The organism is Pseudomonas sp. KH_046_1 (assembly GCF_057839025.1).
Genome location: NZ_CM174481.1, coordinates 1,066,666 through 1,081,429, shown reverse-complemented (window position 1 = coordinate 1,081,429; position 14,764 = coordinate 1,066,666). Strand labels below are relative to the sequence as shown.

The following is a 14,764-nucleotide window of genomic DNA, read 5'->3' as shown; positions in this document are numbered from 1 at the left end:
GCTCTTAGGGTTCGAGGGCTGGATCGGCGGACAGCGTCCGGGCGCCACGGCTGCCCGCTACCACCAACGCGCCAGCGGCGGACTCGGTGGCACCGGCGACCGGGGTCGGTGCCGGTTGCCGCACCAGATGCATCTGCGCGCCCGTCCCCTGGCTGACCAGCATCTGCCCGCCCTGGGTGAACAAGCGGTAATTGCCACGGGCATCGATCAGGCCCGCGGTGATGCTGACGTGCAGGCCGCTGTCCAGCGCAGTCCAGCGCTGGCCGCCGTCGGTGCTGCGCAACACGTTGCCGCGCAGACCGTAGATCAGCACTTCGCCAGGCTTGCCGAGCACGCCGAAGAAACTGCCTTGATAAGGCGTCGGCACGCCAGTGAAGCGTTGGGCGCTGTCGTCCCACTTGAGCAACAGGCCTTGCTCGCCAGCGATGTACACGCTGTCGCCGGTGGAGGCGATGGCGTTGAGGTGGAAACCCTGGGGGTTGTCGGTACGGTCCTGGAATGGCGTCCAGCTCAGGCCACCGTCGTCGGTGCGCAGGATCAGGTTGAACACGCCGACCACATAGCCGGTCTTGTCGTTGGCGAACCAGACGTCGAGCAACGGTTTGTCGGCGCCCTGCTCGACTAGCCTCTGGCCCTCGGCGACCAGCAGCGGCCATTGCTCATTGCCCGGCTGGGCGTTGGCCAGCGCCGTGTAATGCTTGACCAGCAAGGCGCCGATCTGACGACCGTCGAGCTGCTTGTGCCAGGTCGCGCCGGCGTCGCTGCTGTGCAGCACTACGCCGTCATTACCCACCGCCCAGCCTTGGGTGGTGGTCGGAAAACTCACCGCAGTGAGGTCGGCACTGGCCGGTACGGCGGCCTGTTGCCAATGCTTGCCCGAATCATCGGAAAACAGAATATGGCCACGCTGGCCGACGGTAATCACCCGCCCACCGGCGCGGGTCATGCCGGACAACGGGCTGTTGATGGCCAAGGCACTGACCCTGGCGGGCAGGTCCAGCACATCGACGTAATCGGCCGCCTGGGCGATGCCTTGCGACAGGCCGAGCACAACGCCAAACGCGAGCTGCAACATATTATTTTTATACGAACACATACTGCGTCCTCTTCGGAAAACCGCGTCGGGGCACACATCCGTGTGCCTGACGGTAAAACCTCGCGCCGTGCAGGTCATGCCGTTTGTAGGAGCGAGCTTGCTCGCGATGGGCGTTAACGATGACGCGGGGAGTCTGGTTCCCCGCGGTGTTCTTGAGTCCATCGCGAGCGAGCTCGCTCCTACAGTGCCGGTGGATCGTGCGAGCGCGTTTTTGCGGTTGGCTTAGCGAATACCGGCGCCGGCCAGGGATTCCGAAGACCACTGGGCCTTGGAGAGCGGCTCGATGTACTTGATGCCGCCGTAAGGGCCGACTACACCGTTGATGTTGTAGGAACCACCGACCAGGTCGTAGATCATGAACGGCGTGGAGTCCGGAACCTGCTTGTCGTAGCTCTGGCTCAGGAAGGCGAAGGAACCGCGATAGAGCTGACCACGGGCGTCATATTGATCCGAGGCCAAAGCGGTCCAGCTGTCTTCGTCGAGGTAGAAGCGGCGCTTCTGGTAAATGTGACGAGCACCGGCCTTGAGGTTGCCTTCCACGACCCAGACGCGGTGTTTTTCCCAACGCACGAAGTCCGGTGACAGGTGATTGGCAGTGGTCAGCGACTTCGGATCCTGGACGTAGGTCAGCTTGTAGGTGTTGTACGGCACGATCATTTCCTGCTTGCCCACCAGCTTCCAGTCGTAGCGATCCAGCGCACCGTTGAACACGAACACGTCATCGTAGGTGCCTGCACCGGCGGTACCCGGGTTAGGCGTGTCGTAGGCCAGGCTCGGTGCCAGCTTGACTCGACGCTGCCCCGGCAAGTACTGCCACGCGCGACGCGGTTGCTGCAACGGGTTGGCGGCGTCCTTGAGCATGATCGCCTCACCGGCCCGGCGCGCAGGGCCGGTGTACGCCAGCTTCATCTGGTAGTACACGTCGGCGCTGCTGATCGGCTGCGAGAGGTTTTCATAGATCGGGTAGGAGATGTTCGCTTGCCCGGTGGTTGCCAGGCTTGGCACACCGGCGGAGTCGACGTTCCAGGAGTCGTACTTGGAGCTGATGCTGACGCCTTGGTAGCGCAACAGGAAGTTCCACATCGCTTCGTTGCCCGACTGCGGAATCGGGAACGGAATGCCCGGCAGCACGTTGTCGATGGCCAGGCCACCTTCCAGGGACTTGGCGCCGCTGGCGTTCTTCACGCCGTTATCCAGAATCGCCTGGGGCAGCGAAACAGTGCGGTGCGTCGGGAACACGTCGACACGGAACGTCGGGAAACGCTTGGCCAGTTCTACCGTGGTCGCCGTGAGCAGGCCCTTGTACTGATCGACGTTTTTGCCGTCGATCACCATCAGCGGTTTTTCGCTGGCAAACGGGTCCGGGCGCATGCTGTCGCCGGCTTTGAAGCTGGCCGGTGCGGTGGTCAGGCCACCGTTGTAGGCAGGAATGGAACCATCTGCGTTCCCGGCTTTTTCAGCCCCTACCTGGGTCAGGCTGGTGCCGAGCTTGGCAGCTTCCTGAGTTGAAACAGCAGCCTGTGCCTGAGCGGCGAAGACCATGGCCAAGGACGCGGCCAACACGGTTTTTACAAATTTCATCTTGTTATTCTCCTGCTTGCATTGAGCAAATCAGTGGTGAATCAGAATGTAGTTTTCATCGTCAGGTACACGGCGCCACGGTCCTCAGTCGTGGCACCACCTCCGGAGAAGGACGAGTAGCCGCCGGCGTAACAGGCGTAGTTTTCGTTGCCGCTGAAGGCGTTCGGGGTGGAGCCGTCACCGCCGGTTGGGCCGGTACTCACACCACTGTTGTTGCACTTGTCGGTTTCGCCGAAAGAGTCCACGTACTTCAGGTCGACAAAGTATTTGTTGTACACAACGGCACCCAAGCCAACGGCATAGTTACCGGTGTCCTTGGCACCGCCACCGGAGACCGGCGACACACCGTCGAGGCCGACGTTGACCGACATCGGCGCGTTGAGATCGACACCCGGGAATACCTGGTACCAGGTCGGTGTGAAGTTGACTGCCAGACCCCAGTTGTCACGGGTCGGCGCGTCGATACCGCGATAGCTGCCCTTGCCCTTGTAGAGCGCTTCGTTCTTGCTATCGAGCTTGAGCAGGTTGCTGTAGTACAGCTCGGCAAGCACAGTTGCCTGGTCGAACACCGGCGTTTTCGGCAGGGTCATCAGACCGTTGAGCGTCCAGTGCAGGGTGTCACCGGTGGCGCTCATGCTGTCGCCACGGCTCGGGGTGTCATAGACCACACCGGTGGCGTCCGTACGCGCTGGCAGCAGGCCAAGACCTTGACCCAGGCCCAGCGGGCTGCGGGTACTGACGATCGCCGGGATACTGGCCAGCGGCATGTTGTGACGAACGTTCAGGTCCGAACCCACGCTGATTCCACCCACGTCCTTGGACAGGCTCAAGCCAAGGATCTTGATGTTGTCGGCATAGGCCAGTTGATAGGTGGCGGTGTCCAGCGAATTGAGGGTGTTGATTACCGCAGGCACTTGCCCTGCCGGACGGGTGCCGTTCGGGTTGGCCGAGCTGATGCCCCGGGCGTCCAGAAAGGCTTGCGGCAGGATTTCCGAGGTTTCGCGGTAGTAAACGCCGAGGGTGCCATCGAGCCAGGCCGGCGACCATTTGGCCATGACGCCCCAGTCGCCGCTGTCATGCGGGGTCAGGTCCTTGCCACGACGCACATTGGTCAAGGCGTTGCACGGCGCCAGGCCACAACCCAGCGGGCTGCCCGGGACCACGCCGTTGGTGTTGCCCAACAGGAACGATTGCGCGCCGAAGCCGACCAGGTCGGAACCACCGTAGTAGGTGCCCGCTTCCGGCAGACGCGCGGCATCCCAATTGAGGAAATACTGGGCACCCACGGTCAGCTCGGGATTGATGGTGAACGACATCGACAACTGGTTACGCGGAACGAACAGTTCCTTGGCTTCGGTACCCGGCGACGCGGCAAGCTTGGCCAGGTCGAGGCCGGACTGGCCATAGCTGACCGAGTGCACCGGGTTGAGAATGGTCTCGCCCCAGAACACGTTGTGCTGACCGGCCTTGGCGCTGAACATCGACTCCTCGCCCACTTCGGTGCTGTAGAACACGAAGGCATCGAGGATTTCGCCCGAAGGACCGCTGTAGTAGCGCTGGGCATAGTTGCTCAGGTGCGGGCTGCCGTTGCCGACGTTGTCACGGTTGACCCCTGCCAGTCGTGGGTCGTTGGCGATCAGGCCCGAACGCGCATCGTTGCCGTTGACGAACGGGTTGGAATTGGAGCCAGTGTTGTCATAGGCCTTGTCGTACCAGCTGGCGGCGCTGACGCGAAAGCCCATGGCGTTCTTGTAGACCACGTCCATTTCGGTCAACAGGTCGATACGGTTGGTGATGTTGGTACCGGCCTTGCGGAAGTTGTAGTCGCCGTCGTTGTTGTTCGGCGTTGCCAACATGCGCTTGTCGGCGCTTTCGGTGCGCACGCCGTAGTTGTACTTGATGGTGTTATCCACGCGTACGTTCCAGTCCGGATTCCCCGTCTCGATCTCGGCCGCATGGGCCACCGGTACGGTTGCCGCAAGAATGGCTGAGGCCAGCAAGGTGCAGCGTGGCGCGGTGAAGCCGTGACTCTTATTGTTGTGCATTGCGTTGTCTCCGCCTTTTTGTATTTGTTTTAAGCGCAGCCGCCCTCGCACAAACCTCTTCGGGTTTGCGTTTAAGGAATGAGGGCAAATGCCGGTTGGCGTACTGCCAGTCCAGCTCCTTGTACTAGCGATCCAGCTCCAGGATGAGTGCTTCAGCTTGCTGCCAGTGGCCAAATCCTGCGGCCGGATTGAGATGGCCGACATCGCCCAGATTGAGCAATTCGGCGCCCCAGCCTTCTGCCATGCGGGTGACCGCTGGAAGACTGGCCAAGTGATCGTTGGTGCTGCCGGCCACGATGCTGCGAAATGGCAGCGGGCCTTGTGGCAGAGGATTCCAGCCCTGGTTACGCAGGGTCTCGGAAGATGGATAGTTTGACGGCCAGACCGCATCGAGGTCCGGTGGCGCGGCCAGCAAGGCGCCTTTGATCGGACGGCTGTAGTGCGCCGCCCAGTGCGCGACCATCAGCACGCCAGCGCTGTGGGCCACCAGAATCACGGGGCCGTCGATCTGTTCGAGTTCGTGTTGAATCGCCCGCACACGGGCCATGCAATCGAGCTTGTCGGTCTCCAGCGGCGCAACACTGCGCACGTTGCTCAGCCTGGCGGCAAGCAATGTTTGCCAATGTTCGGCCACGTGCTCGCGCAGACCCGGAACGATCAGAATGGTGGCGGCAGTTTGCAGTTTGTCCACGGTCAGCACCTTCGCTTTCTCGATAACTCGACTGGCTGTTTTCGCCAGAGGCTTTTTGTAGGGTCGACATTAAAGAGCGCCCACCCGAAGCGCTTTACATTGGACGTCAGGCACTTTTCTTTTGATGACAAATTGTAGGACACCAGGACAGCGCGACCGCCGGTCGAAAAATCCCGCAGGTTGGCGCAAGGTCACTGTAATCAACGGATGAGCGCTGATGGCTCCATGCAGCGTAGAGGATCGGTGACCGGACAGCATGAAATCCATCAACGACATGACAACTGTTCAACTGTTGATACGCTGGATATAGTCGCCACGCTCACGCCAACCGCCATCGGCCCAGGGAAGACTTTGCATGACCAAGCTTGTTCGCGCCGCCGTCTTGACCAACTACCTGGAGGTCACCCAGTACCTGGGTTTCAACCCGCGCGACGTGCTGGCCGCTGTCGGCCTGAGCAGGGCCCAACTGCAAGCCCCTGAACACCGTATCCAGATCGATGCCGCCGTGCGTTTGCTGGAAGACTCGGCCACCGCCAGCGGCTGCCAGACCTTCGGCCTGAGCATGGCCGAGTCGCGCCAGCTCTCGGACTTCGGCGTGGTCAGCCTGCTGCTCAGCCACCAGCGCACCCTGCGCGATGCCTTGCAGGTCGTGGTGGATTATCGGCACCTGATGAATGATTCGCTGGCGATCTTCATTGAAGAGGCCGGCAAGATGGTGATCATTCGCGAAGAGGTGGTCACCGAATCGCCGATGCCCAGCCGCCAAGCCACGGAGCTGGCCATCGGCGTGATGTTCCGGCTGTGCTCGGCCTTGCTGGGCTCACACTGGCACCCCTACAGCGTCAACTTCATGCACCAGCCACCGGACAACCTGCACCTGCACCGCCGGCTGTTCGGCTGCAACCTGGAGTTCGGCAGCGAATTCAACGGCATCGTCTGCCCTGACGTCAGCCTCGACGTGACCAACCCCAACGCCGACCCGGCCATGGCCCGCTACGCCCAGAGCTACCTCGATTCGCTGCAGAACCACGAAGGCGCCTCGATGCTGTTCGAGGTGCGCAAGGCCATCTACCTGCTACTGCCCATGGGGCGTGCCACTATCGAACAGGTGGCCCAGAGCCAGGGCATGAACGTACGCACCCTGCAACGCCGCCTCAAGGACGATGGCTGTGCGTTCAATGACGTGATCAATGATGTGCGTCGCGACCTTGTGCTGCGCTATCTGGATAATCCGAATTATCCGCTGAGCCGCATTGCCGACATGCTTGGCTACTCGATGGCGAGTTCGTTTACGCGGTGGTTCATCAGCCAGTTTGGGATGCCGCCTGCGACGTGGCGGGCGCAGAAGCAGGGCTCTACAAAACTGCAGGCAGATGCTGCGGCTCAGGCTGTTCCAAAAGAGTCTTGATTCGACTCGACCATCGAGAGGCCGACATTTCCTGCTTCGCGACTGGTTTGATGGCGACTCTAAATTATAGAGGATCAATCATCTAGTGAACCAACGGTCGTAACGGATTATCGATGCGTTCGACGATGCCGAGCCAGGTTAGCCGGTCGCGCAAAAGCTGCGTTACATCCTAGTTCCGTACAGGCATAAGGCCGCTCACCAGTATGTGTTCGACGATGTTCAGCCAGGTTTCCCGACGTGCTATATGCTGCATTGCATCCCGGTTCCGTACAGGCATAAGGCCGCTCACCAGTATGTGTTCGACGATGTACCGCCAGGGCTCCCGACGCGCTAAATGCTGCATTGCATCCCGGTTCTGTACAGGCAAAAGGCCGCTCACCAGTATGTGTTCGACGATGTACCGCCAGGGCTCCCAACGCGCGAAATGCTGCATTGCATCCCGGTTCCGTACAGGCATAAGGCCGCTCACCAGTATGTGTTCGACGATGTACAGCCAGGGCTCCCAACGCGCGAAATGCTGCATTGCATCCCGGTTCCGTACAGGCATAAGGCCGCTCACCAGTATGTGTTCGACGATGTTCAGCCAGGTTTCCCGACGCGCTATATGCTGCATTGCATCCCGATTCTGTACAGGCATAAGGTCGCTCACCGGTATGAGTTCTCAAATGTCGTGTAAGGGAGTCCTTACTCGAAAAGACTTTGCCACAAGTGGGACAGGCAGGACGATTTGGTTTGCTAAGAAAACCCACCGACGAAGGGCCGGCAACAGGAGAACTGGCAGGCTGAACCGCAATGGAATCAAAAGCCCGGGTTACCGCAATGTCGAAGTTAAACTCTGCTTGAGGGTCAGGTGTTCCAACATATTCATCCAGGTTCCATTCCAACCCCTCTGTAATGAAGTCATCGTCGGTGATTTCCAGCAAGGGCAGGGTGGTGGTAAATGCGGTGTTTAACATATCCGGTGGCAGCTCCACCGACTCTTCGGAATCCTCATCAAACAATAATAATTGCGCCGGACTCCCCATCCGTCCATCCCGGTCCACTCTGCCCGCCGGCGAATTCCCGACAAACCCATACAGATTCAACCCATCCACCGCCCCCGCCGGGTCGGGATTGATCCACCGCCCCAGCCACGGCGCAAAGTAGCGATAACCGTAGTAATAGAGCCCGGTAGCATCGCGCTCTTTGCCCGAGTAACGAAGGGTTTTCCAGGCGCCACTCTGATCGCGGTGATCTTCCCACGCCGTACCGCCAAACGGGTAATACACTTCGCGGCTCTGTATCTGGGCGTGTTCATCGAGTTCCAGCGTGCCAGAGCCTTGGTGGTCGGTGAGGTGGTAACGCAACGCATATTCCGGGGCACCGGGTCCGAGCAGCCATTGCACGCGATTGCGGCCGGCGTCGAGGTCGAGTACCTGGTGCAACGGGGTGCCATTGCGCAGATGGATTTCCAGTCCCGGCAGGTAGCGCACTTCGGCGGTCACGGTATGAGTACCGGTCAGGGCCGTGCGGACTTTGCGCAGGCGTTTGCCTCCGCCACCATAGAGGTAGCGTTCGGTGTCGTCGGCTTCGTTTTCACGCTGTACGGGTGAAACGCTGGAGAGTTGATTGCGCAGGTCCCAAAACAATTCCTGGCCACGCTGCAGAAAGCACAGGTTGCCATTGCTGTCGAAGCGGCTGTCGAAATCCGGCGGCTGATCATCCTCAAGCAAGCTGCGATTGCTGTTCGGGGCGACGGCCCAGCGCCGGGTGAATGGCTGCGCGCCGAGGTGTCGCAGTTCGGTCATGTTGCCGGCCGGGTCGTAGGCGTAGTCTTCGCGGTAGTTCACCACGGCGTTGGCGTCGTTCGAGGTGCGGTAACGGGGCATCGGGTAAGAGGCGGCTTGCTCGGCTTCCCAGCCGGTGGCGCTGGTCAACTGGCTGAGGCTGTCATAGGTGAAGGTGCGCCGTGCCTCGACCAGTTGGTTCTTATGGAAACGGATAGGCAGCGCGCAGTCGTCGATCTCAAGGATGTTGCCGACCGCGTCGACTTCATAACGCAGGTCCTGCAAGGGTGACGCGCCGGGCAATCCGGCGGCCAAGCGCAGCAAACGCCCATCGCTGGGCGCGTACTCGGCCTCGGTGATTACGCCATTGCCGGCCGTTTCCCGCTCAACCTGATCGCTCGGGTTGTAACGGATGTCGTGCACCTGGCACTGTCCGGGTCCCGGGCTATTCGCCGGTTGCAGCCAACCGTCCTTGAGCTGTCCCGCCACGCTGTAGCTGAAGCGCCGACGGTGGCCGTTGGCGTCGGTAAGGCTCAGTAGATTCCCGGCGGGGTTGTAGGCCCAGCGACTCTCCAGCCCAATTCCGGACTCAAGCAAGGCATCACGTCCCGACTTGTCCAGCGGCCAGTCGGGCGTGTCCAACTCAGTGAGAAAGTGGCTGATTTCACTCTGCGCCAGCCCCAGCAGATCGTACTCGGGCATATACCGAGTGCCGGCCAGGTCGTCGTGGCGAATCAGCCGACCACACTGATTGCCGACTTCAAGATGGGCGCCGCCATACTCGAAGCGCTCGACCACCCGCACCGGCTCACCCCGCGCCTGTTCCATCACCGACGTTGGGCGTAGCGACGTGTCGTATTCATGGTCCTGCCGCGTGCCGCGACTGTCCCACTGAACCAGGGCTTCACCGGTTTGACCGTGCATCGACACACGCCAACCGGCATCGACGCTGTCCGTCGCCAACACCGCCCCTGTCAGGCTAAACCCATGACTCAACGCCGAAACCGGCAACCGCGCATCCCACTGCTCAACCCCACGCCCCGCCGCATCGAACACCTGCCGCGTGACCCGCGCCTGCGGCGCTTGTCCAGTCTGCGCACGCCAGTAGCCCACGCCGCGCACAGCGAGCCCTCGCGGATCCATGACCGCGAGGGTGGGCGTTGCGTGGTGCACACCGGGATTGTTCATAGGCTCTGGATAGCATTCGCTGTCGGCTAGCGTCTACTGTCAGAAATTACAGGTTGGTGGAAAAACCCTTGATTGACCGCCATAAAAAAACGGCGACTGCTGGTACAGTCGCCGCGAAAGACCGGTGCTTGTAGCACCGGTCTGGAGCCCCACGGCATGAGGAGTCAACGCCGTGCAGCCCTGCCATAAAACGTAAGGGTGGTGACGCGTTCAGAGCCCCCAGTGCAGCAACAACAGCACCAGCACGACCAGGAACACCGTCTCCCCGACCATCAGCAGAATCGGCTTGATCCCGACCGCCGCCAGCTCCTTGAGCCGGGTCTTCATGCCCAGAATGCGCGAAGTTGGAACACCATCCCTGTGGGAGCGAGCTTGCTCGCGATGGCGGTGTGTCAGCCGCCATGAGTGTTGAATGTGAAACCGCTATCGCGAGCAAGCTCGCTCCCACAGGATCTGTCTGATACCTAGAGCCCCCAGCGCAGCAACAACAGCACCAGCACGACCAGGAACACCGTCTCCCCGACCATCAGCAGAATCGGCTTGATCCCGACCGCCGCCAGCTCCTTGAGCCGGGTCTTCATGCCCAGGGCACTGATGGAAATCACCAGGCACCAGCGCGACAGTTCGTTGACCGATCCTTGCACCGCAGGCGCAATCCATCCGGTGCTGTTGATGCAGGCCAGAATCAGAAAGCCGACGGCGAACCACGGTAGCAGCGGCGGGCGCTTGCCGGTCGGGTCGGCGCCTTGCATGCGGGTGATCATCGCCGCAGTGACGATCACCGGCAGCAGCATGGCAACGCGCATCAGCTTGACCACCGTGGCCGTGTCGCCGGTCTCGGTCGACATGCTGTAGCCGGCGCCGACCACCTGGGCCACGTCGTGGATCGTGGCGCCGAGGAACACGCCCGCCACCTGCGGCGACAACTCCAGCCAGTTGGCGATCATCGGGTAGACGATCATCGCCAGCGTCGACAGCGCCGACACGCCAATGACCGTGAACAGTGTCGCCCGTTCTTTCTGCGGATGGTTCGGCAGCGCCGCTGCCAATGCCAAGGCCGCCGAGGCGCCACAGATGGCCGTCGCGCCGCCGGTGAGCATGCCGAACAGGCGCTGGAAACCCAGGGCCTTGGCGGCGATCACAGACACGCTGATGGTCACTACCACCAGGATTACCACCAGCGCTATCGGCTTCCAGCCCAGCGCCGCCATTTGTTCCAGGGTGATGCGCATGCCCAGCAGCGCCACGCCGATGCGCAGCACGGTGCGGGCGGTGAACTCGATACCGGCCTTGCAGGGGCCGTCATCGGCGAGAAAATTCAGGGCCATGCCCAGCAGCAAGGCAAACAGCATGACCGGCGCACCGTAGTGCTCGGACAAGAACGACGCGGCGGCCGCGACAATCAGACTGACGATAAACCCCGGCGCCAGTTCGCGCGTGCGAGTGTGGATACGGGTGAGAGCAATGGCGCTCATGGCGCGTTCTCCTCGGATGCGATGACGATAAACGCCTGGCCGTCGATGATCTCGACCGGGTAGTTGGTGACTTTGACCAGGGTGGAATTGAGCATGTAGCCGCTGCGTAAATCGAAGCGCAGGCCATGGGCGCAGCATTGAATCACCCGCCCCTCAAGACGCCCGCCACACAACGAGGCGCCCTGATGCGGGCAGCTGTCGTCGATGGCAAACAGCTGCCCGTCGACGTTGAACAACGCCAGGCTTTTGTCTTCGAACTCGTACAACGCCCGGCCACCGGCCTGCGGGTGCTTGCCGGCTGGCACGGGAATGCGCCGGGTCATGCTGGCTGCCGCTCGTGCTCACTTTCCTTGAGGGCTTCGTTCATGGCCGCGAGCAGCGCCTGGGCAGGTTGGGCGCCGATCACCGTCATGCGGTTGTCGAACTTGAAGCTCGGCACGCCACTGGTCGCGCCGGGAGATCCTTCAAACGGCGTGGCATCACCCTTCAGGCAATCGAGCACCCCGTCCGGGGCGACGCCGCAGGAGCGGGCAATGGCAAGCAAGGTCTCACGGCAACCGAGGTTTTCGCTTCTCAGGAAATAAGCGGCGAACAGTCGTTCGAGCAACATTTCACGCTGGCTGGCATTACCCAGTGCGCTGGCACGCTCGAACAAACGATGGGCGTCGGCGGTGTTGGGCATCGTCGCGATGCGGGTCAAGTCGATGGCCAGCCCGACTGCCGAAGCAGCCTGCTGGACCTGGGCCTGGCGCATGGCCACGGCGTCGGCATTGCCCAGGCGCTTGCGGTAGAAATCGGCGAAGGGTTCACCTTCTACCGGTATCTGAGGCAACAGCTGCACGCCATGCCACGCCGTGGTGATCTGCACATCCGGGTGGCGACTGCGAAACTGCACCTGTGCATGCTCCAGTTGGCGTTTGCCGATCAGGCACCAGGGGCAGATAAAATCGAAAAACACATCAATACGTAAACGACGACTCACAACTTCACCTCTATCCCGGCTTCACTGACAGGGTCAGGCACGCTCTGACCCTGAAGGCGGGCAATATCTTTGTGGTAATGACACTTGGCATAAAAGAACACCGCCGCCGCCGCGAGGCTGACCAGTGGCACCAGTTGAAACGCGGCATGCAGACCGATGAGGTCCGACACCCGGCCGGTGATGAACGGCCCGGGCGCCAGCCCCAGCATGTTGTTGGCCAGGGTCAGCGTGGCGAAGGCGGTGCCATGGACCGAGTAATGGGTCAGGTTGGCAACCATCGCGCCAGCGGGGCCGGTGGTGCCAGCGGCAATCAGCATGCCCAGGCAGATCAGCACCAGCTGCAAAGGCCCCGCCGATAGCGCGAACGCCGCCGACAGCAACAGGCAGCTGCCCAGGCAAAAAGCGATGGCCAGGCTGACCTTGCGCTCCGGCGAGTTGCGACACAGCCGATCGCTGAGCATGCCGCACAGGATCATCCCGGCACCGCTGCACAGGACGATGATCGCGGCCAAGCCGCCCGCCTTGCCCGTTGGCATGTCGTAGTAGCGATTGAGGTAGCTCGGTATCCACACTATCACCGTGCCGCCGACGAACAGCTGCAAGCCGCTGCCGATGTAGGTTGCCACCACCGAACGGCTGGACCACAACGTAGACAACGGACGCTTGACCGCTGCCACCTTGTTCGCCAACTGGGCTGCACGCTTGGGCGCAATGCGCGCTTCCTTGACGATGAGCGGATAAAGCATCGCCAGCACCAGGCCAAACAACGACATGCCGGCGAACGACCAGCGCCAGCCCAGCTTGGCGGCAATCGCACCGCCCAAAGCCATGCCCAACACCGAACCGAACATCCCGCCAGCCATGAAGGCGCTGGCCAGGGTAGCCCGCATGTGTTTGGGGAACACTGAAATCACCACGGCGATGCCCACGCTGCCGTAGGCGGCTTCGCCGACGCCGACCATGAATCGCGCAATGAACATCTGCTGGTAGTCCTGAGCCAACGCGCAACCCAGGGTCGCCACGCTCCACAAGAAAGCCATCAGCGCCAGGCTCTTGACCCGGCCGAAACGGTCCGCCAGCAACGACAGGGGAAACGTCAGCAGGCCGACCATCAGGGCAACGATGCCACTGAGCAGACCCAGCTGTCCGTCGCTCAGCGCCCACTCACTCTTGAGCAGGGGGAATACCGCGTTCAGTACCTGACGCGACATGTAATCGGAAATCAACAGGCCGAACGTCAGTGCAAAGACGATCCAGGCATATTGGCGCGCAACGCCGACGCAACCTGCGTCGTCATCGTCGGCGGCGATTGGGTGAAAGGCCATGCAGCCTCCTCAAAGCTTTGTTTTATTGTTGTTATCAAGCGTTTGCAGTGCGGTGGACGAGAGGTCACGGCCTCTCGTCCCCGACTACAGGTCAGCCGCGTTGCGGCACACCTTTCTGCCCAGCCTTGCGGTTGGGGGCCATGCCGTTGGCCAACAGGGTTTCCTCGATGGTTTCGTACTGCACGCCGATGCGGTAAATCTCGCGGGCTTCTTTGCCGGTGGCGATTTCACGCCCCAGTTCATGGGCGATGCGCACGGTTTGCTGGATCTGTGCCACCGAGCCGAAACGATCGCCCTTGTGGTCAATGATAGTGTCTTCGTTGCCCACACGCGGGTGCATGCCCATGGCCATCGACATGGTGTTGAACGGCATGACGTTTTTCAGCAGCGACTCGGAGGTCAGGGTGCAACCGTCCGGCGCGCGGTGGATGAAGTTGAAGAAGTTGAACGGGTTCGGGCCATCGAAACCGCCGCCGATGCCGATCCAGGTCAGGTTCAGCGGGCCTTTGTAAACGCCACGACGCACCAGGCGCTCGAGGGTTTCCATGGCGTGCATGCCGGTCAACTGGAAGTGTGGCTGGATGCCGTTGTCCATCAGGCGCTTGAGGTGCTCGGCAACCCAGGCCGGGCCTGCCGGTACGGTCATCTCGCTGTAGGCAGCCTGGGTCATCGGGTTGGCCAGGGAGGTGCCTTCCAGGTATTCCGGATACAGCAGCTCCATGATGTTCATCTGGGTGGTGTTGATCGCCACCGTGACCTGATCCGGTTTCGGCGTCAGCTCGGCCAGCATGTGGCGGGTGTCGTCGGACAGCCACTTGGCCGCTTCGCCATCGCTTTCCGGGGCGAAGGAAATCGAGCCGCCGACCTGGATGATCATGTCTGGCACGGCTTCACGCACACCGGCGATCAGCTCGTTGAATTTCGACAGGCGCTTGGAGCCCTTGCCGTCCAGTTCGCGCACATGCAGGTGCAGCACGGTGGCGCCGGCTTCATAGCATTCGACCGCTTTCTGGACTTGCTCATCCATGGTCAACGGGATGTCTTCCGGGAAGTCTTCAGGCATCCATTCCGGGCCGTACGGGGCCACGGTGATGACCACCTTTTCCATGTTTTCGGGGTGCAGGGAATCGTCGAAGAATTGCATGGTTACTCCAGTTCTTATGCCAGTTCTTATGATTGTTCCGCCCACCCGGGGTCGTGCCGGGCA

General features: G+C 61.4%; 11 protein-coding genes and 1 pseudogene. 1 reads left to right on the top strand and 11 read right to left on the bottom strand.

The window, feature by feature from the left end; all coding sequences use genetic code 11:
* Window positions 1-4: 4 nt before the first annotated feature.
* The 4 genes from AC3IT9_RS04830 to AC3IT9_RS04815 all read right to left on the bottom strand — a co-directional run bounded on the left by AC3IT9_RS04830 (window position 5) and on the right by AC3IT9_RS04815 (window position 5,413).
* The gene (locus AC3IT9_RS04830) at window positions 5-1,096 is read right to left on the bottom strand and encodes a WD40/YVTN/BNR-like repeat-containing protein (protein WP_489272218.1); all 1,092 of its coding nucleotides are present in this window, start codon (window positions 1,094-1,096) and stop codon (window positions 5-7) included.
* Window positions 1,097-1,318: 222 nt separating this feature from the next.
* A complete protein-coding gene (locus AC3IT9_RS04825) occupies window positions 1,319-2,677 on the bottom strand; it encodes a DUF1329 domain-containing protein (RefSeq protein ID WP_489272217.1) in 1,359 nt (452 codons plus the stop codon).
* 41 nt (window positions 2,678-2,718) lie between these two features.
* Window positions 2,719-4,722, bottom strand: coding sequence for a DUF1302 domain-containing protein (locus AC3IT9_RS04820; protein WP_489272216.1), 2,004 nt, complete (start codon window positions 4,720-4,722; stop codon window positions 2,719-2,721).
* Between the two features lie 124 nt (window positions 4,723-4,846).
* A complete protein-coding gene (locus AC3IT9_RS04815) occupies window positions 4,847-5,413 on the bottom strand; it encodes an RBBP9/YdeN family alpha/beta hydrolase (protein ID WP_150757966.1) in 567 nt (188 codons plus the stop codon).
* A 355-nt stretch (window positions 5,414-5,768) separates the two neighbouring features.
* Between AC3IT9_RS04815 and AC3IT9_RS04810 the strand changes: the two genes are divergently transcribed.
* Window positions 5,769-6,821 (top strand): AraC family transcriptional regulator, encoded by a 1,053-nt coding sequence (locus AC3IT9_RS04810; RefSeq protein ID WP_150727330.1) that lies wholly within the window; start codon window positions 5,769-5,771, stop codon window positions 6,819-6,821.
* A gap of 107 nt (window positions 6,822-6,928) precedes the next feature.
* Here AC3IT9_RS04810 and AC3IT9_RS04805 read toward each other — a convergent pair whose 3' ends face one another.
* From AC3IT9_RS04805 to AC3IT9_RS04775, 7 genes and pseudogenes are all read right to left on the bottom strand, one after another.
* A complete protein-coding gene (locus AC3IT9_RS04805) occupies window positions 6,929-9,775 on the bottom strand; it encodes a C2H2-type zinc finger protein (RefSeq protein WP_489272215.1) in 2,847 nt (948 codons plus the stop codon).
* 210 nt (window positions 9,776-9,985) lie between these two features.
* Window positions 9,986-10,108, bottom strand: a pseudogene (locus AC3IT9_RS04800) (putative sulfate exporter family transporter); the annotation flags it as partial.
* A gap of 131 nt (window positions 10,109-10,239) precedes the next feature.
* Entirely contained in the window at window positions 10,240-11,250 is a 1,011-nt protein-coding gene (locus AC3IT9_RS04795; RefSeq protein ID WP_150754901.1) for a YeiH family protein, read from the bottom strand.
* The gene (locus AC3IT9_RS04790) at window positions 11,247-11,573 is read right to left on the bottom strand and encodes a Rieske (2Fe-2S) protein (RefSeq protein ID WP_150727333.1); all 327 of its coding nucleotides are present in this window, start codon (window positions 11,571-11,573) and stop codon (window positions 11,247-11,249) included. Before AC3IT9_RS04790 ends, AC3IT9_RS04795 begins: the two co-directional genes overlap by 4 nt.
* Complete coding sequence (locus AC3IT9_RS04785; protein WP_489272214.1) at window positions 11,570-12,232, bottom strand: DsbA family protein; 663 nt, start codon at window positions 12,230-12,232, stop codon at window positions 11,570-11,572. The genes AC3IT9_RS04790 and AC3IT9_RS04785 overlap by 4 nt, the downstream gene beginning before the upstream one ends.
* Complete coding sequence (locus AC3IT9_RS04780) at window positions 12,229-13,557, bottom strand: MFS transporter (protein WP_150727335.1); 1,329 nt, start codon at window positions 13,555-13,557, stop codon at window positions 12,229-12,231. The genes AC3IT9_RS04785 and AC3IT9_RS04780 overlap by 4 nt, the downstream gene beginning before the upstream one ends.
* A gap of 91 nt (window positions 13,558-13,648) precedes the next feature.
* Window positions 13,649-14,701 (bottom strand): beta-keto acid cleavage family enzyme, encoded by a 1,053-nt coding sequence (locus tag AC3IT9_RS04775; RefSeq protein ID WP_150754904.1) that lies wholly within the window; start codon window positions 14,699-14,701, stop codon window positions 13,649-13,651.
* Between the last annotated feature and the right edge of the window lie 63 nt (window positions 14,702-14,764).

What these genes read in the sequence shown, in the direction of transcription:
- AC3IT9_RS04805 (WP_489272215.1), bottom strand. Translation starts at nt 9,775, where the DNA reads ATGAACAATCCCGGTGTGCACCACGCAACGCCCACCCTCGCGGTCATG.
- AC3IT9_RS04820 (WP_489272216.1), bottom strand. Translation starts at nt 4,722, where the DNA reads ATGCACAACAATAAGAGTCACGGCTTCACCGCGCCACGCTGCACCTTG.
- AC3IT9_RS04810 (WP_150727330.1), top strand. Translation starts at nt 5,769, where the DNA reads ATGACCAAGCTTGTTCGCGCCGCCGTCTTGACCAACTACCTGGAGGTC.
- AC3IT9_RS04775 (WP_150754904.1), bottom strand. Translation starts at nt 14,701, where the DNA reads ATGCAATTCTTCGACGATTCCCTGCACCCCGAAAACATGGAAAAGGTG.
- AC3IT9_RS04780 (WP_150727335.1), bottom strand. Translation starts at nt 13,557, where the DNA reads ATGGCCTTTCACCCAATCGCCGCCGACGATGACGACGCAGGTTGCGTC.
- AC3IT9_RS04825 (WP_489272217.1), bottom strand. Translation starts at nt 2,677, where the DNA reads ATGAAATTTGTAAAAACCGTGTTGGCCGCGTCCTTGGCCATGGTCTTC.
- AC3IT9_RS04795 (WP_150754901.1), bottom strand. Translation starts at nt 11,250, where the DNA reads ATGAGCGCCATTGCTCTCACCCGTATCCACACTCGCACGCGCGAACTG.
- AC3IT9_RS04830 (WP_489272218.1), bottom strand. Translation starts at nt 1,096, where the DNA reads ATGTGTTCGTATAAAAATAATATGTTGCAGCTCGCGTTTGGCGTTGTG.
- AC3IT9_RS04790 (WP_150727333.1), bottom strand. Translation starts at nt 11,573, where the DNA reads ATGACCCGGCGCATTCCCGTGCCAGCCGGCAAGCACCCGCAGGCCGGT.